Genomic DNA, 22,896 nt, shown 5'->3' with positions numbered 1-22,896 from the left:
ATAAAGAACAAAAAATGTGTCCCCTTTAGAGTATGTATAAACGGTCCCTTTTTGTGTATAACTGGTTTTTGTCCTGTGTCATATCAACCAGAAAACCACGTCTACACCCCAAAAAAAGGGTTTAATCCCCCTAATTTGGTATTTCATGCCAGTTATACGCGTTAAACATCCATTAGCACATAATTTTAGCGGTGTATGGAGAATAATCCTAAATTTGGTAAGACCTATACGTGTACTATGCTAGAAGCCGTAATTGTGGACGATGAAATAAAGGCCCTACAGAGTTTGAGTTGGGAACTGACCAATTTGAGCGATGAAGTGGACATTGTTGCGTCTTTTACCGATGCTCATGAGGCGTTGGAGTATCTGGAGCGCAACACCCCAGACTGCCTTTTTCTGGACATAGAAATGCCAGCGATGGATGGGTTCCAGTTCATCAAAAACCTCAAGAACAAAGATTTTCCAGTGGTCATCACCACTGCATACAACCAATATGCCCTACAAGCCCTCAAGAACGAGGCCATAGACTATCTGTTGAAACCCATAGACTCCGACGACCTAGAGATCACCATTGCCAAAATAAAGAGGTACAATTCCAAGAACCTGACTGTCAACAGGCTGGAGAAGATCCTCTTGAATTTCAATGCGGAATCGCACAGCAAGAAAATCACCATCAACACGGACGGCAAGTTGGTCTTCCTCAACAGCGATGAGATTCTTTATGCCGAATCTGACGGGAACTACAGCACCATCTTTCTAAAGGATGGCCAGAAGATATTACTCACCAAAAAATTAAAGGAAGTGAACTCGCTCTTGCCAGAAAGCAGTTTCTTCCGGATCCATAATTCATACATCATCAACCTCAATAAGATAAAGGAGTTCTTGAAGACCGATGGTTATGTGGTTTTGGAGTCCAATCACAAAATTCCCGTATCCCGGCAAAAAAAATCCGATTTTCTGGATATGCTGTAACCCTCCCTTATATACGTGCCTAAGATAAAGTTCAAACAAATCGAAAACCTACATCGAGTACAAAGAACTACTCTGGCATTTGTATTGTTCCTTTCCGTATTCCAGGTATCGAAAGCTCAAAAAGTCCCTGCAGACTTTGTGGAAAAAGCCGAAGCCATTATCCAGTTACAGCCCAAGACTTACGAATCCTTGGACGAACATCTGGAAGCGGAGAAAAACGACACTACACTCTTGCGCTATTTTGCTCGATTGAGCGAAGAAAACAACTATCCGGAAGGCCAGGCCTATGCCCTGAACCAATTGGGGTCCAAGTACCGAAACATTTCCCAATACAAAAAGGCGGCCGATCTGCACGAACAGGCACTGGCCGCTTCCGAAGAGGCGAACAACACGGAACTCCGGGTGCTCAGCCTGAATATGCTCGGGGTGGTCTATAGAAGGACCGATGCCATAAAAACAGCATTGGACTATAACCAAAGGGCCCTGGAATTGGCCGAAACGGTGGAAAATCCTTCCAACCATATCAAAAGGAGCATCAATGTGGCACTGAACGGCATCGGGAATCTCTACCAAACCCTGGAACAGTACGATCTGGCCATCATGCAGTTCCGAAGGGCACTGAAATTGGAAGAGGAACTTGGCAATAAACTGGGGCTGGCCATCAACCATCAAAACATTGGTCACTGTCTTGAAGAAAAAGGGGACCTAGAAGCCGCTCTGGAAAACTACCGTAAATCCCTTGCCTACAACGAGGAAATCAATTCGGAATACGGAAGCATCATCTGCAAGAACAGCCTTGCCCAGATCTACCTCAAGCAAGAAATGCCTTATGCCGCTTTGGTGCTATTAGAACCTTTGTTGGAGGCCTCACAAAGGATCGGGGACTTTTTCATCACCCCATCGATATTCATCAACACGGGGTGGGCCCATACCAAATTGGGCAATTATGAAAAAGCAAGGGAATTCATCGAAGAAGGACTTGGAATGGCCCAAACCCATAACCTGCCCAGCAGTATCCTTTATGCCTACCAAAAATTGTCAGAGCTTGAAAGTGTCAGGGGCGACTTCAAAAAGGCCTATGAGTTCTACAAGAAGGCAGATGAGTATGAAGCACAGATTTCCAGCGCCACCAACTTGAGGTACATGAACGACATCATCGTCCGTTACGAGGCCGAAAAGAAGAACAACCAGATTTCTGTGCTGGCCAAAGAAAATGAGATCGTGCGCCTCCGGCTGAAAAAAAACCAGACCACCCTCTTGGTCAGCGCATTGATCGTAGGGCTCATCTCCTCCATTCTCTACATTCTGTACCGTCAGTACCAGAGCAAGAACGAGAAAAGGGTGCTCACGCTGGAGCAAAAAATGCTACGCAGCCAAATGAACCCACACTTTTTGTTCAACTCTTTGAATTCCATAAAGTTGTATATCATCAACAACGAGCAAAAAAATGCGGTACACTACCTGAACAAGTTTTCAAAACTGGTGCGAAAAATTCTGGAGGCCTCCTCGCAAAGGGAAATTTCCCTGGCGGAAGAACTGGAGACCGTGGAACTGTACATGAACATTGAAAACATACGGTTCTCCAATGAAATCGACTTCAGAATCGATGTGGACAAGGATATTTTCATCGATAACATCAAAATCCCTTCGCTGACCTTGCAACCCTTTCTTGAAAACTCGCTATGGCACGGACTTTCCCCAAAGGATGGTGAGAAAAAAATCCACATCAATGTACGGAAGAGGGACAAGGGACATGTGACCATAGAGATTATCGACAATGGTGTGGGCCGATTGGCCGCAGAGGCCAACAAGGAAAACAGAGTGTTGAAAAGAAAGTCCGTGGGCATCCACATTACCAAGGAGCGCTTGGCCAATTTTTCCAAGGACTACCAGAACAAGTTTGAGGTGGCCTTAGTGGACCTATTCGATGAAAACGGGGTCCCGAACGGCACCAAAGTGGTGCTGGACATCCCTACGATTTAGGTTTCCCCTCAGCTACCTCTTCCAACTCCCGGTACCACGCCTTTCCAAACTTTCGTATCAGGGCATCCTTCACAAATTTGTAAATGGGCACTTTCAATTCTTTCCCCAAGCTGCAAGCAGGGTCGCATATTTCCCATTTGTGGTAGTTGACCGCCGTAAATTCCGAATATTCACGTGTCCGAACGGGGTACAGATGGCAGGAAACAGGTTTTTTCCATTTCGTGGCACCGGCCTCATAGGCTGCCTCTATGCCGCATTTGGCCACTCCTGCATCCGAGAAGATGACATAGGCACACTCATTGTTGTTCACCAAAGGGGTTTCCCACTCACCGTCCTCCCCTTCCACAAAGGCACCTTGCTCCTCAATGGCCTTGATGCCCTCAGGTCTCAAAAAGGGCCTCACCTCTTCAAAAATATTGACGAGCTTGTCAGTTTCCGAATCTTCCAATGGCGCACCATACTCCCCCCCAACACAGCAAGCTCCCTTGCAGGCGTTCAGGTTACAGACGAAGTCGTTCTCCAATATCTCTTCGGATACAATGGTTTTTCCTATCTGGAACATAATGGGCTTATCGCTTTTGGGACAAAGGTAGTCCAAAACCTAAAATTTGACGTTTTCGAAACCTTTTTATATGGTCCAAAAGGTTTTTTTACACGTAAATTTGCAGTCCGAAAAAAATAGCGCCATGAATTTCAATTTTAAGGAGATAGCAACTGCTGGAATGATCTTGTTCGCCGTGATAGACATCTTGGGAAGTATCCCTATCATCATCTCGTTGCGAAACAAGGTGGGCCATATCCAATCCGAAAAGGCATCCATTGTGGCTGCCTGCATCATGGTCGCCTTCCTGTTCGTTGGGGAAAGGATCCTTTCCCTGATCGGGATAGACGTGAATTCCTTTGCGGTCGCAGGATCGTTCATCATCTTTTTCCTGGCCATTGAAATGATATTGGGCATCACGCTCTACAGGGACGATGAACCAGAGACCGCCTCCATCGTTCCCATTGCCTTCCCCCTTATTGCCGGGGCCGGCACCATGACCTCCCTTTTGTCGTTGCGAGCAGAATATCATGTGGAGAACATTATCGTTGCCATCGTTCTAAACGTTATCTTTGTGTATATGGTTCTTAAGTCCAGTGCCAAGATTGAACGAGTATTGGGAAAGAACGGGCTGAGCATCATCCGAAAGGTGTTTGGAGTGGTGCTATTGGCCATTGCCGTAAAATTGTTTGCCACCAATATCAACCAGCTCTTTGAGCATGGGCTTTAAAGATTTGTCATGAACAGAACATTCAGTGTGATCCTCATTATTTTGGCCTTGGGCCTCATTGCGTACAATGTGACCTTGGTGGATTTTGAAGAACCTTTCCAAGGCGATAGTACCATTGCGCTCATTGGCATCATGGCCTCTTTGTGTGCCGTAGTGCTACTGTTGATCTACATTACCTCCAAAAAGGTGGAGAACAAGCTCAAGAACAGGGATTGATTCAACGGTTGAGGTTTACCGCGCCAACCTGTGATTTTTCAAAGGCTTCGGCATCCAATTCCTTGATCTTCATCAGCATGGCATCAAAATCACCCTTGATCTGTGCGGAAAGATTGGGTGAAAAGAGCTGCTCCGCAATATTGGCTTTCAAATAGGCTTTTATTTTTTCCTCGTAGGCATAAAAGTCCAGTTTCACCTTTCTGTCCAAAACGAATTGGATGAACTGGTCAAAAAGGATATCGTCCACAGTGAACTCGTCCAAAAATTGGTTATGGTCGTATCCCGAGTATCGGGTCCGATCTTCTTCCAAATGCTCAAAAACAAACCGTGAAAAGAACTGATAGGTGTCGTCCATGCTTTCAATGGCCTCTTCCTCATTACTTCCAATGGGCACAAAGACATCAGGGATAATACCGCCGCCACCGTATACCACTTTTCCCTTGGGGGTCACAAATCGTAGCGAATCCGCCACTTTGATGCTGTCCGCTGAAATAAGCTCTCCACTACTGTAGCGCTCCATGAACTTGTGGTAATAGTCGCGGTTGCCATCCTTGTAGGATCTTTGGATGGAACGTCCCGTAGGCGTGTAATATCTGGAAACAGTGAGACGAACCGCAGAGCCGTCGCCGAGGTCCATTTCCCGCTGCACCAATCCCTTTCCAAAGGAACGTCTGCCCACTATGGTCCCTATATCGTTGTCCTGCAATGCCCCGGCAATGATCTCACTGGCCGACGCCGAACGCTCATTGATCAGCACGTACACCGGTTTGTCCTCAAAATCCCCCTTATCGGTGGCAAAGGCCTTTTTGATGCGTCCCTTTTTGTTCTTGGTAAAAAGGATGAGCTTGTCCTCGCTCAAAAATTCATCGGCCAGTTTTTCGGCTATGCCCAAATATCCCCCGGGATTGTCCCTTAAATCCAAGACCAGTTTTTCGGCACCCCTAAGTTTTAATTTTTTTAGGGCATCCTTGAACTCTCCAAATGTGGATTCGGCAAAGCGGTTGATCTTGATGTAGCCAATGTCCTTGGTGAGCATATAATACCCGTCCACGCTCCTGATCGGCACCCGATCTCGGGTAACCGACACATCCATCATCTTGTTTTCCGATTTCCTGTACACCTTAAGGTTTACCTTAGTGCCTACTTTACCTTTTAAGGTAGCGACCACATCGTCGTTGGGGATCCTTCTCCCGAACAGGGTATCCTTGTCGGCCATCAAAATACGGTCACCCGGTCTGATGCCACTGATGTAACTTGGACCGTTCTTTATGGTCCTGATCACGGTGATGGTGTCCCGGAACATGTAAAAACTCACTCCAATGCCCGCAAAATCCCCCTTCATGTTCTCGGAGACCTCTTTCATCTCACTCTTTGGGATATAGACGGAATGGGGGTCCAACTTGCCCAGAATATTGTTCACGGTAACATCCACGATGCTGTCCGTGTCGATTTCATCTACATATTCATAGTCGATATAGTCGATGAGGCGGTTGAGCTTGTCCTTTTTGGAATTGGTGGAGAACAGTTTTTCGGGCGAGTCATTGAAATGGAGCTTCCCCCCAATAAATATACCGATAGCCACTGCAAGAGCAAGCAATGTTGGCCATAAATAACCTTTGATCTTTTTCATAATAGCAATTGAGGTTCAAACCATTTCCTCCACAACGGGCAAATGCAGGATCTCCACACCGGCCTTCTCCAGGAATTTCAACCCGGAATCATCTTTATACGCCTGTTGGTACACCACACGTTTTATGCCAGACTGGTGCACCAGTTTACTGCATTCCCTGCATGGGGACAACGTGATGTACAATGTGGCCCCTTCACAGGACTGGGTGGAGGAAGCTACCTTGAGTATGGCATTCGCTTCGGCATGCAACACATACCATTTGGTATATCCTTCATCATCCTCGCAGATGTTTTCAAAACCGGTGGGTGTCCCGTTGTATCCATCGGATATGATCATGCGGTCCTTGACAATGATGGCCCCCACCTGTCTTCTTTTACAATAGGAGAGTTTTCCCCATTCCTGGGCCATCCGCAAGTAGGCTTTGTCATATTTTTCTTGTTTGCTCTCCTTCATAGGTCAATATCAAAAATGCTGATGCTGAAATAAATATACCTGCTTTGGAAGACCCTTACAACCTTATTCGGTTAAATTTAACGGGGCCTTATATGGGAAACGTGGCAATGAGCAGCGGTATTGTGATGGCTATGATCAAAATGGAGGCCACCATTATAAAAATGCGTCTTTTGATCTTCAATAAGTCCAACATTACATAAGCAATGGCAAGGACAACCAAAATGATGGTCACCTGCGAAAGCTCTATTCCCGTTGCAAAACCCAGCAATGGGGTAATCTTGTCCTCCTCTTCGGCCATCAACATTTTAAAATAGTTGGAAAACCCAAACCCATGGACCAACCCAAAGAAGGAGGTGGCCAAAATGTGCAGGAAAAGACCAACATCCATGGCCTCCTTGAACACGTAGGTGAAGTTGAAAAGGGCGGTCAGCAAGATAGTCACGGGAATCAAAAACTCTATGAGGCCCACATCCACAGTAATGACCTCATAAACAGAAACCGCCAAGGAAATACAGTGGGTGATGGTGAACACTGTGGCCAGAATCAATACCCGTTTCCAATACTTGAACGTAAAGGGCACTGCCAATGCCGATAGGAAGAGGATATGGTCATAAGCCCCAAAATCCAACACATGGTTCAGCCCCAGTTTGATATAAAATATAAAATCTTGCATGGTATTGTTGTTTATGGTCAGCGTATGGTTTTAATTGAAACACACAATCCACCAACTCCTAACTCCTAACTCCTAACTCCTAACTCCTAACTAAATTTACGAGATTCCCCGTTCTTTTTGTATGGTCTCATAGGCCTTCTGCACCTCTTTGAACTTCTCCTCTGCCCCCTTCTTGATAGCCTCGTCTTCCGTCACCACACGATCGGGATGGTATTTTTTGGCCATATTCCTATAGGCCTTCTTTATCTCCTCGTCCGTGGCATCCTTGTTCACTTCCAAAATCTTATAGGCGTTGTCGGCGGACCTGATGAACATTGCCATGATGCTCTCAAAATCGTATTGGCCCACTTTCAGATAACCTGCAATCTCCCTCAATTTGTTGATTTCGGCCTGGCTCACCTGTCCATCGGCCTGTGCTATCCCGAACAGAAAGTGCAGCAACTGTAACCGGACCTCATAACGGGTACGCTGTGCCAAATAGGAGCAAATGCGCTGTGCCGATATCTCCCTTTTTTTGATGACCTCGTTGAACGTCCTAAAAATGGCATTGGCCTTCTCCTTGCCATAGGTGCTCAAAAAATACTGCCGCACATAGTCGAGCTCCCTTTGGCTGACCTGCCCATCGGCCTTGATGATAATGGAACAGAGGGAAAGCAGATTCAGCTCAAAATCAGCGGGGGAGACCGTCTGTCGGGTAAAATTTTTGGCACTACTACCAGAACTTCCAAGACTGTCCATAAGGCTTCCCAAAAAAAAGCCCAGCACAGCCCCTGGAAACCGAAACAAAAAAAAGCCGAGAACGGCGGCCACCCATTTGACCATCCTACAAATTTTAAAGCCCAAATATAGGGCTTTAACGAAGAAACAAAGTCTTAAGCTATGTTAAGGGTGATGAAAAAAACCCGACAAAGCCGTATCTTTGTATTTTAATAAAAATGAAGCCTATGTATCCCGAAGAATTGGTTAAACCCATGCGAGCAGACTTGGCCATGGCCGGGTTTGAAGAACTATATACTAGTGAGTCCGTTGAAAACGCCCTCAAGAAGGAAGGCACCACCCTTGTCGTGGTGAATTCCGTTTGTGGTTGTGCCGCTGCAAATGCACGTCCAGCTGCCAAATTGAGCTTACAGAACAGTAAGAAACCGGACCACTTGGTGACCGTTTTTGCCGGAGTGGACACCGAAGCGGTGAACACTGCAAGAAACCACATGGTCCCTTTCCCCCCATCTTCACCCAGTATGGCCCTTTTCAGGGATGGTGAATTGGTGCACATGATAGAAAGGCACCACATTGAGGGAAGACCAGCGGAACTCATTGCCGAAAATTTGATGGAAGCCTACAACGAGTTTTGTTGATTCCTTCCATGACTTAAATTAGATGCCACCCTAAAGGGTGGTTTTTTTATTTTTACGATTAACTATATGTAAGTTTTTGCCGTGATAAAATTGCTATCCTATCCCCTGACCGTTCTTTTCTTCCTTTTTTTTGGTTTGGTACTGGTCGTTTTTCATCCCATCCAATGGTTTTGCCTCAAGGTGTTCGGATACGATGCACACAAAAGGAGCGTATCGGTGCTGAATTGGTTCATTATGCGGTGCACCAATGTACTAGGGACACGCTATAGGTTTGAAAATCTGCATAAGATACCGACTGACAGGCCCCTGATCATCGTCACCAACCACCAGAGCATGTATGACATCCCCCCCATCATCTGGTACATGCGGAAACATCATCCCAAATTTGTGAGCAAAATAGAGCTGGGCAAGGGTATCCCGAGTGTGTCCTTCAACCTAAGGCATGGCGGCTCGGCACTGATTGACAGGAAAGACCCCAAACAATCCATCGCTGAGCTCCAAAAATTGGGAAAGTATATTGAAACGCACCAACGCAGTGCGGTCATATTCCCCGAGGGCACCCGCAGTCGCACAGGAGATCCAAAACCTTTCAGGACCACCGGGCTCAAGGTATTGATGAAGCAAGCTCCCTCGGCCTTGATCGTTCCCATCAGCATCAACAATTCATGGAAATTGCTCCGTTATGGAAAATTCCCGATGGGGCTGGGTTCCCATGTCCAATTCCAAGTACATGAACCCTTTGAGAACAAGGGAAATGCCGAAGAACTCATTGCCCGGGCCGAAGCACAGATCGTATCCGGAATACATCCTTCCAAATGAACAACGACCATCTCCTGGAAAAAACCATCCAATTTGTCAAGGAAACGCTCCATGATGCCGAAGGCGGACACGATTGGTTCCATATTGAACGGGTGTTCAACACTTCCCAAATGCTTTTGAAACAAGAAAGTGCAGATGCACTGACCGTGCAATTGGCAGCACTTTTACATGACATTGCAGACCCCAAGTTCCATCAGGGCGATGAATCCCTTGGCCCCAAAATGGCGTGTAGTTTTCTGGAAGCCGAAGGCGTCAACAAAAATACCATCGAGCATGTGGTAAAAATCATTCAACACATGTCCTTCAAAAATAGTCTTGATGGGGATGGGGAAGAATTCACCTCCAAAGAACTGGAAATCGTGCAAGATGCGGACCGATTGGACGCCATGGGCGCCATTGGCATTGCCAGGGCCTTCAACTATGGTGGGTTCAAGAACAGGGCGCTCTACGACCCGAGTATCCCTCCCAACCTCAACATGACCAAGGAGGAATACAAGGCTTCCAAAGCGCCTACCATCAACCATTTTTATGAGAAGCTTTTATTGCTGAAAGAAGGCATGAACACCGAGACCGGAAAAAAAATGGCCCAAGAGCGGCACCTGTTCATGCTGGACTATCTGGAGCGATTTTATAACGAGTGGAATGGAAAAGAATAATATTCCTTCTCCTGCACTTTTTTGTATCTTGTGATGGACATTTAATCAAACTAAACAAAATGCAAAGAAGAAAGTTCCTAAAAAATGCCGCGGCTGCTTCGGCCGCATTTTCCATTGTACCCAGCCATGTCTTGGGCAAAATGCATGTTCCGCCAAGTGATACCCTATATGTTGCCGGTTTTGGTGTCGGCGGCAGAGGAAATGCCGTGGTGAGGGGACTACACGACACTGGTCGCGTCAAATTTGTCTCCTTCTGTGATGTGGACGACAGAAGGGCAAAACCTACCTACGAACTTTTTCCGAACGTAAAGCGATATAAAGACTTCAGAAAGGTCTATGATGAGCAATTGAAAGATATCGATGCCATAATGGTCGCAACCCCAGACCATACGCATGCCACCATAGCCCTTCCGTTTATGCGGGAGAAAAAACATGCCTATGTTGAAAAACCATTGACCCATAACATCCATGAGGCCCGTATGATGACCCAAGTGGCCAAAGAGAAAGGTATTGTGACCCAAATGGGCAACCAAGGAGCTTCCAGCGATGACAGCCGTATCGCCCGTGAGTGGGTGGAGTCGGGAGTCATCGGGAAAATACATACCATTGATTGCTGGACCAACCGCCCAGTGTGGCCGCAAGGCGTTCCCACGCCTACCCAAAAAGACCGCATCCCCAAGGAACTGGATTGGGACCTTTGGTTGGGCCCAGCAGCCATGAGAGATTACAACGATGCTTATCTTCCCTTCAAATGGAGAGGGTTCTGGGATTTTGGAACAGGTGCGTTGGGCGATATGGGCTGCCACATCATGGAGACCCCTTTCAGTGTGCTGGACCTTGGGTATCCCACCGAAGCAGAAGCCAGTTGCACTACGGTTTGGGTAGATGATTTTGTGGAAGCCGATTATAGCCATTCCTGCCCTCCATCATCCAAAATCCACTTGAAATTTGAGCATGAAGAGCACGGAGACATCGCCCTGAACTGGTATGATGGGGGCCTTAAGCCAGATCTGCCGGATGAACTGAAGGATGGAGAAACCATTGGCGATACCGGTGGGGGTACTATTATGTATGGCGATAAGGGTACTTTGATTTGCGACACCTATTCCAGAAATGCCCGTTTGCTACCTTCCGATATGATGGACCTTTACAAATCACCCGCCCCAAAATACCCGAGAATACCCGGAGGTATGGACGGACACATTGCCAACTTTGTTGATGGTTGCCTGAATGGTGCGACCACTTCGTCCAACTTTGATAAGGCTGGTAGGTTGACAGAAACCGTACTTATGGGGAACTTGGCCGTAAAAGCCTATCAATACAAGGAATTGAAGCCTGGAAAAACCCCAACGGACTGGGATCCTTTCGACTCCCCTGGTAGAAGGAAACTACTCTGGGATGGAGAGAACATGAAGATCACCAACTATGACAAAGCCAATGAATGGGTGACCCGCGAGTATCGAAAAGGGTGGGAGCTCTAGATTAAAACTTAAGAGGCTGTCCTAAAAGTGTCATTCTGAATGAAGTGAAGAATCTCCTTAAAGTTCAAATGTCTGATTACAGTGCAATTGAGATTTTTCGACTGTGCTCAAAATGACAATTTAATCTTTTTTAGGACAGCCTTTTTGTTTTTTGGAATTTGTTCATTGCCATTTTCCTTCAGAACAGCCTCATCTGACCATCCTTGTATTGCTCATGGAGCTCCTTGTCCAAGATCGGGAACTCTTTGCCCTTGAAATATTTTTGACGAGCCAATCGCGCCATATCGTGTATTTGGGAAGCTATCTTGCCCTCACCCCTGTTCCTAAGTCCAAACCGACTGTCATTCAAGGTACCGCCATGACAATCTTGAATCTGGTGGAGCACTTTTTCTGCCCTATCTGGCATGGCCTTCTTTATCCAATCGGTGAAGATCTGTCCAATCGCTCCATTTAGCCGGACCACCGTAAACCCAAAAGAAAGTGCTCCATGCTCCGAAACCGCTTTTGCCAATGACAGCAATTCATGGCTATTGATGCCAGGTATCATGGGGGCCAACATGGCATTCACAGGGATATTGTTCTCTGACAGGACTTGGATGGTCTTCAATCTTTTTTGGATGGATGCCGTCCGTGGTTCCAGTTTTCTTCTGGTTGCCTCGGAAAGTGAAGTGACGGATATGTTCACGGCTATCAACCTATGGGCATTGAGCTCTTTTAGCACATCCAGGTCCCGCAATACCAAGGCGTTTTTAGTGATGATGCCCACAGGATGCCTGTATTTCAAGAATACCTCCAAACATTTTCGGGTAATCCCAAATTGTTGCTCGGCAGGCTGGTAACAATCCGTGTTGCCAGACATAACGATGGTCTGCGCCTTCCAATTTTTGTGTTTTATCTTGGCCTCCAACAGTTTCGGAGCTGATTTCTTTACCAAGATCTTTCGTTCAAAATCCAATCCGGCACTATATCCCCAATATTCGTGGGCATTTCTTGCATAGCAATAGATGCAGCCATGTTCGCAGCCTTGGTATGGGTTCATGGAGAACATCATCCCCACATCTGGGCTGTCCACCTTGTTCACGATGGTCTTTGGGAAAATTGGGATGTATTGAGTCTTGTTGCTTTCCGCTTCCTCGCCCTCTATCCTACAAAATTCCAAAAAGTCTGCCCGCATCTCGTACACATGCTGCAAAAACTGGTTGGGGGTGTTTTTTTGTGCGCCCCTGCCTTTTAGGAAATCATCGGAAGTCATAAAATAGGATTTATTCCAAATTTATGGATTATTTCCTATTTTTGAATTTCTGAGTTGTTAAAACTCATTCAGAAAATAAAAGCCGGACAATGTCCGGCTTTCCGCTTAATGGTTGGGATGTGCCCCAAAGGGGTAATTTCCTTTTTCAATCCAGACCAAAATAGGCTACCACAGCATTATAATCGTTGGTGTCCACTCCTGCGGCCTTAAGTTTGGTCATAATATCTACACTGTCGTCTTTGCCTTGCATGGTATTTATCTCAATAGCAATAATGACAAAGTTGAGGTAAAAACCTGGAGGCACATTAAAACTAGCCCCTTGGTAATCCTTGAACACAATAATGCCATTGGGGCTTACATCGGAATTGGCCAAGAAACTCACATCTGTTGTAAATACACCAAATATAGGGGCCCCAGGCACCGAATGCATTGCAACTTCACCTTCTATTAAATATTCCAAATAAAAAAGAAAAGCATAATTGGGTCTCATTTGAGCTTCAATCGGCATGTCAAACTCAAAAATTTCTCCTCCATTCCATGCGTCCATGTTTATTTTGACTGATTGCACATTGGCATTCCCGTCCACACCATCCGCTCCGTGGGTCCCGTTCTGTCCATCAATTCCATCCTTACCATCCGCTCCAGCCGGTCCCTGTGCCCCAGCTGGTCCCTGAGGGCCCTGTTCCCCATCCTCACCAGAACAGGATACCAAAACCATTGCCATACAGAGCATAGCCATACTGAACAACTTAACTGTTTTCATAAAATCAATTTGAAAGGTTATACCAACCAAAAGTACCTCAGTGTCTTTTAGGAATTGGGCCTAACTAACGGATGCCCAATGCAAATTGACCTGTATGCCTTTGGAATTGACGGATGAAAAAGTTTGTAAGGATATTCTTTCTTAAATTTTAAAAAACTAAGGTTGAAAAAGGAGGGAATGCGGAAATCAATGGGCAGTTTGTAGCCAATTAGTGATAAGCACAAGTTCATGTTCAAACACTAAACACCCTGAATTGAGCATTAAGTATCAATAACAAAATAACATAGAATCCTTAATTGAAGCCTACCTTCACCAACTGTTTTTTTCCGCCTCTCTTGGCGTAGAAGAGCATATTGCTATCCGCTTCGTCTTTCAAGGGTTTGGAAACCATAAGAGGCAATCTGGCCTCTTGCTGGTCTATGATCTTTTCATAGTCCATCGTCCCATTTTCATCCAAAGAAATCAAGAACACATTGCGGTTTCGGCTGAGACCTTGTTTGAAGATGAGGCGCTCGTTGTTGATAAGTTGTGGGTTTTCTGCCGCGGTACAGATAAAAAAGTAGGTTTTGCCATCCTTGCAATACGAACTATAGGATGCATACGCCCCATCACCTTGTGTCACCTCGGTTTTATTGATATTGCGTGCCCACTCCATATTCCCATCTGCTCCCAGTTTCACACTCACGATGTCGTTGTGGTGGTAGCGCTCAATCTTTACCCTTTGTCCCGCTCCAGTGACCTCCAGACCGGAAGTGACAAAATACTCCTCTGCATTGAAGAAAATTTCATTGTTCTGGGCAATCTCTACTCCTTTGAACACCAAATTCTTTACGACCTTGTCCCCTTCGCGGCCAAACTTGTCATCCATGAACTGTTCCGAAAATGCATTGTACTTATTGGTTCGGATATCGAGGGTGGAGGGGTCCACATCAAAATAAGCGATGCCGTTGTAGCGATTGTCCTTTCGATCGGCATAAAAACCGACGCAGACAAGTTTGTCTTTTAAGATGATGGGGTAAAGCCCTTCAGGGTATTTGCCAGGATCCACAAAAGATTGGGTCTGGCTCCCATTTTGGGATACTTTCACAAGCTCATACTGGAACTTTCGCTCATCCACCTGAAAACGGTTCTTTTTAAAATAGGCCTTTCCAATAATGTAGGCCGTTTGCATATCTGGAGTGATGGACACGTTCTCAAAGGCATAGTTCTTTTCCTCTATCTCTTCGGAAAAATCATGCGCAAACTTTTTGTTCAGGGCAGTATCGAACAAATGGATGATGTGCTTGTTGTCCTTTCCCTTTTTGTGGTGGGTACTTATGATGAACCCTGTTTTTTTCTCATTGAAAAGAATAGCGGTGGAAAATCCACTGGAAAAATTCCGGTTATAAAAATTTTTGCCCACAGGGTCATTGACCTGTTCGGATGCAATGGAAAGCAACTGTTTTGTGCTAAAATTAAAATCGATGATGGGACTGGTATGCACCCAATATTCGTATTGCCCTTTCGCTCCGTTATAATTGAGGAACAATAGGTTCAACTGTCCATTTTTGAAGAACCCTTCCACAAATTCCTGGTCCTTGAGTTTATAGTTGTACTCATTGACCAACTGCAGATCACTATTATAATGTTCAATAAGATATCCCTTTGGCCTCAAGATCAGTCCTTGGTAATAGGCCCGGACCAAAATATAGCCCCCTGTCCCATCCCCGTCAATGGTCATCAGGTTGGAATACCGATATCGATCGTTGTATTTTTCTCCGAAATCATAGGTGACTGGCATTTTTTGTGCTACGGTCACCATAGCGAACAACGCAAAGCAAAATAGAAAAAGTTGGTTTCTGGTCATGGTTTGGCTTAGTTGGGGCCAACGGTCATGATCCGGGGAAATCTGCCTGACGCTTTTCCAAAAAAGCGGATGTACCTTCCTTGAAATCGTCGGTGCCAAAACAATGGCCAAAGGCATCTATCTCCACGGCATAGCCATCGGCGTCATACCTAAAACCAGCATTTACCGCTTTTATTGCATGCTTGATGGCCACAGCGGAATTTTTCGATATCCTGCCCGCTATTTTAACACAAAGGGGCAAAAGTTCTTCCTGTGACACTACATGGTTGACCAGTCCAAAAGCAAAAGCCTTGTCCGCATCGATCATCCCGGCGGTCATGATGAGTTCCATAGCCCTGCCCTTGCCGATGAGTTGTGGTAGACGCTGTGTACCCCCATAACCTGGGATCACTCCCAAAGATACCTCGGGAAGCCCCATTCTTGCATTGCTACTGGCCACCCTGAAATGGCTGGCCATGGCGAGTTCCAAGCCACCGCCGAGCGCAAATCCGTTTATGGCTGCTATAACGGGTGTGGACAGGTTCTCCACAAGGTCGAACAGGTTTTTCTGTCCCATGGCGGACAATTGACGGCCTTCCTTCACCGAAAAGTGGGCAAACTCCGAAATATCAGCACCGGCCACAAAGGCCTTTTCGCCACTGCCCGTGATGATGATGGCCTTGACATCCCTGTCCTCGTCCAGCTCCTTAAAAGCAACATGGAGTTCCTCAATGGTCCTTCGATTGAGTGCATTCAATTTTTTTGGCCTATTGATGGTGATAATGGCCAAATTTCCTTCTTCTTCGATGTAGATGTTTTCGTAGTCCATATATTTCCTTTAAGAAATGGTCCATCGCGGACCGGTTCTCGAGTTTATTTTCGCTGTTGTTTGGGGAATTTGATGGTAAAGACCGTTCCCTTGCCTTCTTTTGAAGTAAAGGTAATGGTTCCCTTATAGTTTTCCACAATATTCTTGACCATCCCCAGGCCAAGGCCTGTGCCGCTTGATTTTGTGGTAAATTTAGGCTCAAAGACCCTGTACCTCAGACCATCTGGAATGCCCACTCCATTGTCGGCAACAGAGATTTTCACGTACTTCCCTTCAGTGGCCACTGTGACCAATATGCGGGGCGATTCGACTTCGGGAACGGCCTGTATGGCATTTTTCACCAAGTTGGTGATGACCCTGATGAGCTGGGTCCGGTCCAGTTTGGCAATGATCTCTTCCTCATCTGCAATAAAGTGGATGTAATCCTCATTGAAAATCTCCAGTGCCAGTTTCACGATCTTCACCACATTCAGGGTCTCGTTCTGCTGTGCGGGCATATCGGCAAAACTGGAGAAGGCCGTGGCAATGTTGCTCATGGTGTCTATCTGCTGCACCAAGGTCTTGGAAAACTCCTTTACCTTCTTTAGGATGTCGGGGTCGTTGGGGTCGAACTTGCGCTCAAAACTCTGAACGGTAAGCCGCAATGGGGTCAAGGGGTTCTTGATCTCATGCGCCACCTGTTTGGCCATTTCCCGCCAGGCCTGTTCCCTTTCGCTACGTGCCAATTTCACGGCACTCTCTTCCAATTCATCGATCATTCTGTTATAGGAATCCACTAGTTTTCCGATTTCTTCACCGGGGTTTTCCAGATAGATCTTCTCGTTCCTACGGGTCAAGTTGGTCCTATACATTTTATCGGATATGGTCTGGAGCGACCTTGTGATGTATTTTGAAATGAAATAGGCCAGCACTATGGCCGAAATCAACATCAATAAGTACACCCCGCCCAACCTGAAAAGGAATTCCCGTAGTTCCTTGTTGTTGAACGTGTTGTCCTCAAAATAGGGAAGGTTCATGATACCGATGGGCTTGAACTTGGGGTCATTGATGTAGGAATATGTCGCCTGATAATTATCCCCAGCGGCCCGCTTTTCCTCAACATATCTCTTGTCTCCGCTATCACGAAGGTAATTCAGGATCTTTGCATCCAAACAATTGGCTATGGAGTCTTCTTCAAAGCTGGGACGTGAACTTTTGATGAGGTTGCCCTCGAGGTCATAAATATTGAAGTTGACATTCTGTACGTCCGCAATCTTATAGATCTCTTCCCTAAAAATATGGCCCAGGTTTTCGGTGGTAATTGGATAGGTAGTCTCTTTCAAGGTGTAGGATATACTCTGTAACACCTGTTCTTCCTTCCGCTCCAACCTATCGTTGTGGTAGTCCTTTCCTTCTTCCCTATATTGATAAATGGTGACGGCAACTATCAATATGGAAGCAATGACCACCAGCATGATCATGGCGAAAAAAATCCGGGACCGTAAGGATAGCTTCTTGAACAAACTTGGCTGATTTGCGATAAATTTAAACAATTATCAAGCCAAATGAAGCTCAAGATCAAGTTTCAAGTGACAAACTCAAGTTCAACTAAATTTGGATCTCCCCATTTTGAACTTGGTACTTGAACTTTTTCTAGGCATTTGGATTTTTGTCCCGGATGCGCTTGTACAGTCGAATGCCCAACATGAGCAGTATGGCCAGTACGAAAATGCCGATGACCCCATAGATCCAATTGAAGGCACTCTTCAAAATGACCAAAAAAACTACGGCAAAAAGGATAAGGGTGGCCCCCTCGTTCCAAATACGCATGAACTTTGACGTGTATTTCACCTCGTCTCGCTGCAGTTGCTTGAATATCTGGTGACACTTGAAATGGTAAATGAAGAGCAATGCCACAAAGGCCAGCTTCACATGCATCCATGATTGTTGCAGCCAACCGGGCATCAAAACTAACAGCCAAATGGCAAAAAGGGTACACAGAATGGCAGAAGGCCATGTGATGATGTACCACAATCGCTTGGTCATCAACTTGAGCTGGTCAGTGAGGATATCTTTGTCGGGTGATGGTTTTTGCCATGCCTCAATATGGTATATGAAAAGCCGTGGGATATAGAACAGTCCCGCAAACCATGTGACCACAAAGATCAAGTGGAGCGATTTGATGTAGTTATAGATTTCCATTAGTTGGGCCCAATGTAATAGGAATCAAAGGTAAAGGGTAAGTTGCAGATATAAAACTATCTTTTCCCCTACCCTTTACTCTTTTTCCCTTTACTTCTTTATTCCTCTACAGACAGGTAGTTCAGTTTCAAGTTGTTGAACTCCTCATTGAATGCCGCTATCTCTTTGTCCACCAATGCATCAAAAGCGGTCAACTGTTCTTTTATTTTGGCGGAGAGTTCATTTTTTACCGCAATGTCCTGCTCGGTGGGTGGAAAATCGTCCAACGCCACCAAACTGTTCAAGTGGCCCAGCTTATTGGTGAGCCTGATCGGGAAGTTCAAAGGGTCTTGATTACTTTGGTTCTTCGTCTGGTACAGTGCTTTTTCAATTTCTCCAAACCCTTCCTTCATTTTTTTGGCCTTTTCAACCAAGGCCTTGGTAGCTTCGTTGTCCTTATATTGCTTTACGAACTCGTCCAGTTTGCCATTGATGCTCCTGATCTTTTTGATGGATTGGTGCGCCCTGTCCACTGTTTCGTTCACATCGGTGATGAAATCGTACTGTTCCTGCATTTCTGCCAGACTGGCCTCCGACCTTGGATCGGGCAAGATCTTGAATTCTTGGGATTGTTCTTCCCCGTTAACGTTCAAATGTACCTTGTATGTTCCGGGAACTGCTTTTGCACCATTCAGATTGGCCCACCAAAGGATCATGCCCTGTAACCTTTCGGCCCCTTTGCCCCTAGTGTCCCAAACATGCGTGTTACCTCCTTTTTTCACTTCCAATTTCTTGTCCTTTTCTTTAGCATAATTGCTAAAGGAAGCCAAGGTATCCCCGTTCATTTGGGTATACGTGAGGGAGATACTGTCCTTTTCTGCAATATCCTTTAGGTAGAAGTGGGTGATCACCCCATTGGCGAGGTTTTGTCCTTCAGTCTTGGAAGGCCTTCTTGCTGCATTGCCCTTGGTTCGATAGCTGTCCTTGGGATGATATAGGATGGCATTGGCGGATTTCTTCGCATCGTTCAACTGGTGCAATACGGTAAGGTCATCAATCACCCAAAGGCTTCTTCCTTGGGTGGCCACGATCAAGTTGTCATCCTTGATGGTCAGGTCCGTGATAGGCACAATGGGCAGGTTCAACTGGAATTTTTCCCAGTTTTGGCCATCATTGAACGAAATATACATCCCGGTCTCGGTTCCGGCATAGAGCAATCCCTTTCTTTTGGGGTCTTCACGGACCACACGGGTAAAATGTTCGGCTTCGATACCATTGGTGATCTTGGCCCACGTTTTCCCGTAGTCGGTGGTCTTGTAAAGGTAAGGGGCAAAATCCCCCAATTTGTATCGGGTGGCCGCTACATAGCAAGTCCCCTCATCAAAAGCGGATGGTTCTATACTGTTGATCATGTTCCACTCGGGCATGTTCGGTGGAGTGACATTTTCCCATGTCTTGCCCCCGTCCTTGGTCACATGGATGAGTCCGTCGTCACTGCCCACCCAAAGCAATCCTTCCTTCAACGGGCTTTCATTGGCGGCAAAAATGGTGCAATAGTATTCCACACTAGTGTTATCTTGGGTGATAGGTCCTCCGCTGGACACTAGTTTTGCAGGATCATTCCGTGTCAAATCCCCACTGAGCAGTTCCCAACTTTGTCCTTCGTTGGTGGTCATGTGCACATGATTGGAGAAAGTGTATAGTTTTTTGGGATCATGTTTGCTGAAAATAATGGGGAAGTTCCATTGGAATCGATATTTCATGCCTTCAGCACCATAACCCATAGGGTTATCTGGCCAGACATTGATGCCCCTAACGGTCTTGTTCTTATGGTTGACGCGGGTCAGGAATCCGCCATAGCTTCCGCCATACACAATGTCATTGTTCGCAGGATCAACAGCGATATGGGCCGATTCCCCTCCTGCGGTTTCCTCCCAATCATCTTCCCCAATGGAATTGTCATCGCTTCTATAATTGATCCGCAAGGTAGAGTTGTCCTGTTGTGCCACATAGATGCGGTATGGAAAAGCATTGTCGGTAGTCACCCGATAAAACTGGGCGGTGGGTTGGTTGTAATAGGTGCTCCACGTTTCGCCGCCATCATAACTGATCTGGGCCCCACCATCGTCACCAATGATCATGCGTTGGGAATTTTCCGGGGCTATCCAAAGATCGTGGTGGTCCCCATGTGGCGCATTGAACGACTCAAAGGTCTTTCCACCATCCGTACTCCTGTGATAGCTTACATTGAGCACATAGACCTTGTCCACATCCTCAGCATCCGCATACACCCTGGTATAATACCATGCCCGTTGCCGTAGGCTACGGTCACCATTGATCAATGTCCATTTTTTTCCTCCATCGTCCGAACGATAAAGCCCTCCCTTTTCCTTGTTCTCCACAATGGCCCAGACCCTGTCACTGTTTTGGGGGGAAACGGTCACTCCGATAATCCCCAACGTATCTTTCGGGAAGCCTTCGTTTTTTGAAATCTCGGTCCAAGTTTCACCACTGTCCGTGCTTTTCCAAAGAGCCGAACCATCGCCACCACTACTCAGACTGTACGGGGTGCGCTGTACCCTCCATGTGGATGCATATAAGATCCGAGGGTTGTTGGGGTCGAAGGTCAAATCTACTGCCCCTGCCTGATCGTTCACAAAAAGGACCTGTTTCCAAGATGCTCCGCCATCCATGCTTTTATAGATCCCCCTGTCCTTGGTCGGTTTGTAGATATCGCCCATGACCGCAGCATACACGATATTATGATTTGTGGGGTGGACTCGCAACCTTGGGATGTGCCTAGTGTTTTCCAACCCAACAGACTTCCATGTTTTGCCAGCATCTTCGGTCTTCCAGACCCCATAACCGGAAGAGACGTTCCCGCGTACCGTTTTTTCACCTCCGCCCACATATATAACATTGGGGTCGCTTTTGGCCACCTCGACTGCCCCAATGCTCCCACCAAAATAACCATCGGAAATATTCTCCCAACTACGGCCACCATCAGTTGTTTTCCATACACCCCCGCCAGTTGCACCGAAATAAAACAAGTTGGGTTCTCCCGGTACTCCAGTGACTGCTGCAGAACGTCCGCCTCGGAAAGGACCTATCAATCGATACTCCAAACTGGAATAGAGGTCCTTAGGGTACTCTGGGGCCGCTTGGCTGTTCTTTTTTCTCTGGGAATGAATAGATGTACTGCAGAAAATCACGGCAAGCATCAGCATACCGATTTTGAAAAAGCAAGTCTTCATTAGTAAAGTGTTGAGTTAGTCAGGCTTAAATGTAATGAAAAAGGCACAAAAAAAGTTTGGCAATATTTTGTACTTTAACCCTCCAGATAAAAAACCTTAGTACTATGCAAAATTTGTTCAGGCTCGCCTTGCTATCCATCCTCCTTGTGGCCTGTAAAAACCAAACGAAACAAACAGAAGAAACAACAACCGCCCAACCTGAAGAGAAGAAAGCCGAATGGGTCCATCTTTTTGACGGTACCAGTCTGGAAGGTTGGAGAGGATACAACATGGACTCCCTGCCCCCCGGATGGACCATCAGGGACAGCATCCTGACCTTCGACACCGAACTGGGCATGGAACAGGACTATACCGGTGGAAAGGACATCATATATGGTGCCGAGGAGTTCGACAATTTCGAGCTCTATCTGGAATGGAAGATCCCCGAAGGGGCCAACAGTGGCATTTTCTACCATGTGAAGGAAGGCTATGACGGCCCCCCCGTGGTGGCCCCGGAATATCAGATCATCGATGACGAGAACTATGCCAGGATACATGATCTGACAGGGTACAACTCGCAATTTGGTGCCGAGCACCCCGAGCTGCTCCAGGACTGGCAGAGGACAGGGGCGGACTATGCCATGCACGTGGCGGACGAATCCCAGAAACAGTTGAACCCGGTAGGGGAATGGAATTCTTCCAAGATCGTGTTCACCCCCGAAAAGGTGGAGCACTGGCTCAATGGCAAGAAACTGTTGGAGTTCGTGCCGTGGTCCGAGGAATGGAACGCCAAGAAGGCCTCGGGGAAATGGGACAATGCCCCCGATTACGGAAAATTCAAAACGGGCTACATCGCTTTGCAAGACCATTCGAGCCCCATTTGGTTCAGAAACATAAAAATCAAGAAACTATAACCTCCAATACCTAACCATGAACAAAAGAGAATTCATCAAAAAAAGCAGTGTGGGAGCCCTAGGGATCATGTTGGCACCTTCTATTTTAAAAGCAGGTTTCCCAAAAGAAAAGTTACGAACGGCCCACATTGGCGTGGGCAATATGGGGATGGAGGATCTCAAGGCGATTTCATCGCATGCCTCGGTCGAGGTGGTCGCCCTCTGCGATGTGGATGCCATCAACCTGTCCACAGCACACAAAATGCACCCCGGTGCCCGTGTGTTTTTTGATTACCGTGCCATGTTGGAGGAAATGGGCGACGAAATCGATGCCGTGATCGTTTCCACACCGGACCATACCCATGCGCCAGCTTCGTTGATGGCGATGAACATGAACAAACCTGTGTACTGTCAAAAACCATTGACCCACTA

The 22,896-nt window shown here is 46.5% G+C and carries 22 protein-coding genes; 10 read left to right on the top strand and 12 right to left on the bottom strand.

Annotation, left to right across the window (positions count from 1 at the left end; translation table 11 throughout):
- Positions 1–237 precede the first annotated feature (237 nt).
- Positions 238–972 carry a LytR/AlgR family response regulator transcription factor gene (locus D2V93_RS15275; RefSeq protein WP_072880564.1) on the top strand — a complete coding sequence of 245 codons (735 nt, stop codon included), beginning with the start codon at positions 238–240 and terminating at the stop codon, positions 970–972.
- A gap of 138 nt (positions 973–1,110) precedes the next feature.
- Complete coding sequence (locus D2V93_RS15270) at positions 1,111–2,955, top strand: tetratricopeptide repeat protein (RefSeq protein ID WP_245978254.1); 1,845 nt, start codon at positions 1,111–1,113, stop codon at positions 2,953–2,955.
- On the opposite strand, the gene D2V93_RS15265 is transcribed toward D2V93_RS15270, so the two are convergent.
- The gene (locus tag D2V93_RS15265) at positions 2,945–3,517 is read right to left on the bottom strand and encodes a DUF3109 family protein (protein ID WP_119620016.1); all 573 of its coding nucleotides are present in this window, start codon (positions 3,515–3,517) and stop codon (positions 2,945–2,947) included. The two genes, D2V93_RS15270 and D2V93_RS15265, sit on opposite strands and share 11 nt — an antisense overlap.
- Before the next feature lie 124 nt (positions 3,518–3,641).
- Here D2V93_RS15265 and D2V93_RS15260 point away from each other — a divergent pair, with 124 nt between their 5' ends.
- Complete coding sequence (locus tag D2V93_RS15260; protein ID WP_072881030.1) at positions 3,642–4,226, top strand: MarC family protein; 585 nt, start codon at positions 3,642–3,644, stop codon at positions 4,224–4,226.
- A 9-nt stretch (positions 4,227–4,235) separates the two neighbouring features.
- On the top strand, positions 4,236–4,442 hold the full coding sequence (locus D2V93_RS15255; RefSeq protein ID WP_072880560.1) for a hypothetical protein: 207 nt from the start codon (positions 4,236–4,238) through the stop codon (positions 4,440–4,442).
- A gap of 1 nt (position 4,443) precedes the next feature.
- Here D2V93_RS15255 and D2V93_RS15250 read toward each other — a convergent pair whose 3' ends face one another.
- The 4 genes from D2V93_RS15250 to D2V93_RS15235 form a co-directional block, all read right to left on the bottom strand.
- Positions 4,444–6,072: a S41 family peptidase gene (locus D2V93_RS15250; protein ID WP_119620015.1), complete on the bottom strand. Its 1,629-nt coding sequence runs from the start codon at positions 6,070–6,072 to the stop codon at positions 4,444–4,446.
- A 15-nt stretch (positions 6,073–6,087) separates the two neighbouring features.
- The gene (locus tag D2V93_RS15245) at positions 6,088–6,525 is read right to left on the bottom strand and encodes a deoxycytidylate deaminase (RefSeq protein ID WP_072880556.1); all 438 of its coding nucleotides are present in this window, start codon (positions 6,523–6,525) and stop codon (positions 6,088–6,090) included.
- Between the two features lie 88 nt (positions 6,526–6,613).
- Entirely contained in the window at positions 6,614–7,198 is a 585-nt protein-coding gene (locus tag D2V93_RS15240; protein WP_072880554.1) for a HupE/UreJ family protein, read from the bottom strand.
- Positions 7,199–7,294: 96 nt separating this feature from the next.
- Positions 7,295–8,020: a TerB family tellurite resistance protein gene (locus D2V93_RS15235; RefSeq protein WP_072880552.1), complete on the bottom strand. Its 726-nt coding sequence runs from the start codon at positions 8,018–8,020 to the stop codon at positions 7,295–7,297.
- 122 nt (positions 8,021–8,142) lie between these two features.
- Here D2V93_RS15235 and D2V93_RS15230 point away from each other — a divergent pair, with 122 nt between their 5' ends.
- The 4 genes from D2V93_RS15230 (at position 8,143) to D2V93_RS15215 (ending at position 11,509) form a co-directional block, all read left to right on the top strand.
- A complete protein-coding gene (locus tag D2V93_RS15230; RefSeq protein ID WP_072880550.1) occupies positions 8,143–8,553 on the top strand; it encodes a BrxA/BrxB family bacilliredoxin in 411 nt (136 codons plus the stop codon).
- 81 nt (positions 8,554–8,634) lie between these two features.
- Positions 8,635–9,372, top strand: coding sequence for a lysophospholipid acyltransferase family protein (locus D2V93_RS15225; RefSeq protein WP_119620014.1), 738 nt, complete (start codon positions 8,635–8,637; stop codon positions 9,370–9,372).
- Positions 9,369–10,028, top strand: coding sequence for an HD domain-containing protein (locus D2V93_RS15220; protein WP_119620013.1), 660 nt, complete (start codon positions 9,369–9,371; stop codon positions 10,026–10,028). Before D2V93_RS15225 ends, D2V93_RS15220 begins: the two co-directional genes overlap by 4 nt.
- A 59-nt stretch (positions 10,029–10,087) precedes the next feature.
- Complete coding sequence (locus tag D2V93_RS15215) at positions 10,088–11,509, top strand: Gfo/Idh/MocA family protein (protein WP_119620012.1); 1,422 nt, start codon at positions 10,088–10,090, stop codon at positions 11,507–11,509.
- 178 nt (positions 11,510–11,687) lie between these two features.
- Here D2V93_RS15215 and D2V93_RS15210 read toward each other — a convergent pair whose 3' ends face one another.
- The 7 genes from D2V93_RS15210 to D2V93_RS15180 all read right to left on the bottom strand — a co-directional run bounded on the left by D2V93_RS15210 (position 11,688) and on the right by D2V93_RS15180 (position 21,592).
- Positions 11,688–12,761, bottom strand: coding sequence for a PA0069 family radical SAM protein (locus D2V93_RS15210; RefSeq protein ID WP_119620011.1), 1,074 nt, complete (start codon positions 12,759–12,761; stop codon positions 11,688–11,690).
- A 145-nt stretch (positions 12,762–12,906) separates the two neighbouring features.
- Complete coding sequence (locus tag D2V93_RS15205; protein WP_119620010.1) at positions 12,907–13,524, bottom strand: collagen-like protein; 618 nt, start codon at positions 13,522–13,524, stop codon at positions 12,907–12,909.
- 292 nt (positions 13,525–13,816) lie between these two features.
- On the bottom strand, positions 13,817–15,370 hold the full coding sequence (locus D2V93_RS15200) for a hypothetical protein (RefSeq protein WP_119620009.1): 1,554 nt from the start codon (positions 15,368–15,370) through the stop codon (positions 13,817–13,819).
- A gap of 25 nt (positions 15,371–15,395) precedes the next feature.
- Complete coding sequence (locus D2V93_RS15195; RefSeq protein ID WP_072880534.1) at positions 15,396–16,178, bottom strand: enoyl-CoA hydratase-related protein; 783 nt, start codon at positions 16,176–16,178, stop codon at positions 15,396–15,398.
- Between the two features lie 44 nt (positions 16,179–16,222).
- Positions 16,223–17,638, bottom strand: coding sequence for a sensor histidine kinase (locus D2V93_RS15190; protein ID WP_119620008.1), 1,416 nt, complete (start codon positions 17,636–17,638; stop codon positions 16,223–16,225).
- Between the two features lie 172 nt (positions 17,639–17,810).
- Positions 17,811–18,359: a CopD family protein gene (locus tag D2V93_RS15185; protein WP_119620007.1), complete on the bottom strand. Its 549-nt coding sequence runs from the start codon at positions 18,357–18,359 to the stop codon at positions 17,811–17,813.
- A gap of 98 nt (positions 18,360–18,457) precedes the next feature.
- A complete protein-coding gene (locus D2V93_RS15180; protein ID WP_119620006.1) occupies positions 18,458–21,592 on the bottom strand; it encodes a VPS10 domain-containing protein in 3,135 nt (1,044 codons plus the stop codon).
- A 104-nt stretch (positions 21,593–21,696) separates the two neighbouring features.
- Between D2V93_RS15180 and D2V93_RS15175 the strand changes: the two genes are divergently transcribed.
- Both D2V93_RS15175 and D2V93_RS15170 read left to right on the top strand, forming a co-directional pair.
- Positions 21,697–22,485 carry a 3-keto-disaccharide hydrolase gene (locus D2V93_RS15175; RefSeq protein ID WP_119620005.1) on the top strand — a complete coding sequence of 263 codons (789 nt, stop codon included), beginning with the start codon at positions 21,697–21,699 and terminating at the stop codon, positions 22,483–22,485.
- Positions 22,486–22,501: 16 nt separating this feature from the next.
- Positions 22,502–22,896: Gfo/Idh/MocA family protein (locus D2V93_RS15170; protein ID WP_147377383.1), on the top strand; the 395-nt coding region annotated here is incomplete at its 3' end.

The organism is Flagellimonas taeanensis, assembly GCF_003584105.1.
GTDB classification, from domain to species: Bacteria; Bacteroidota; Bacteroidia; order Flavobacteriales; family Flavobacteriaceae; genus Flagellimonas; species Flagellimonas taeanensis.
Note: the sequence above shows the minus strand (reverse complement) of the source record. Positions and strands in the feature narration are given on the sequence as shown.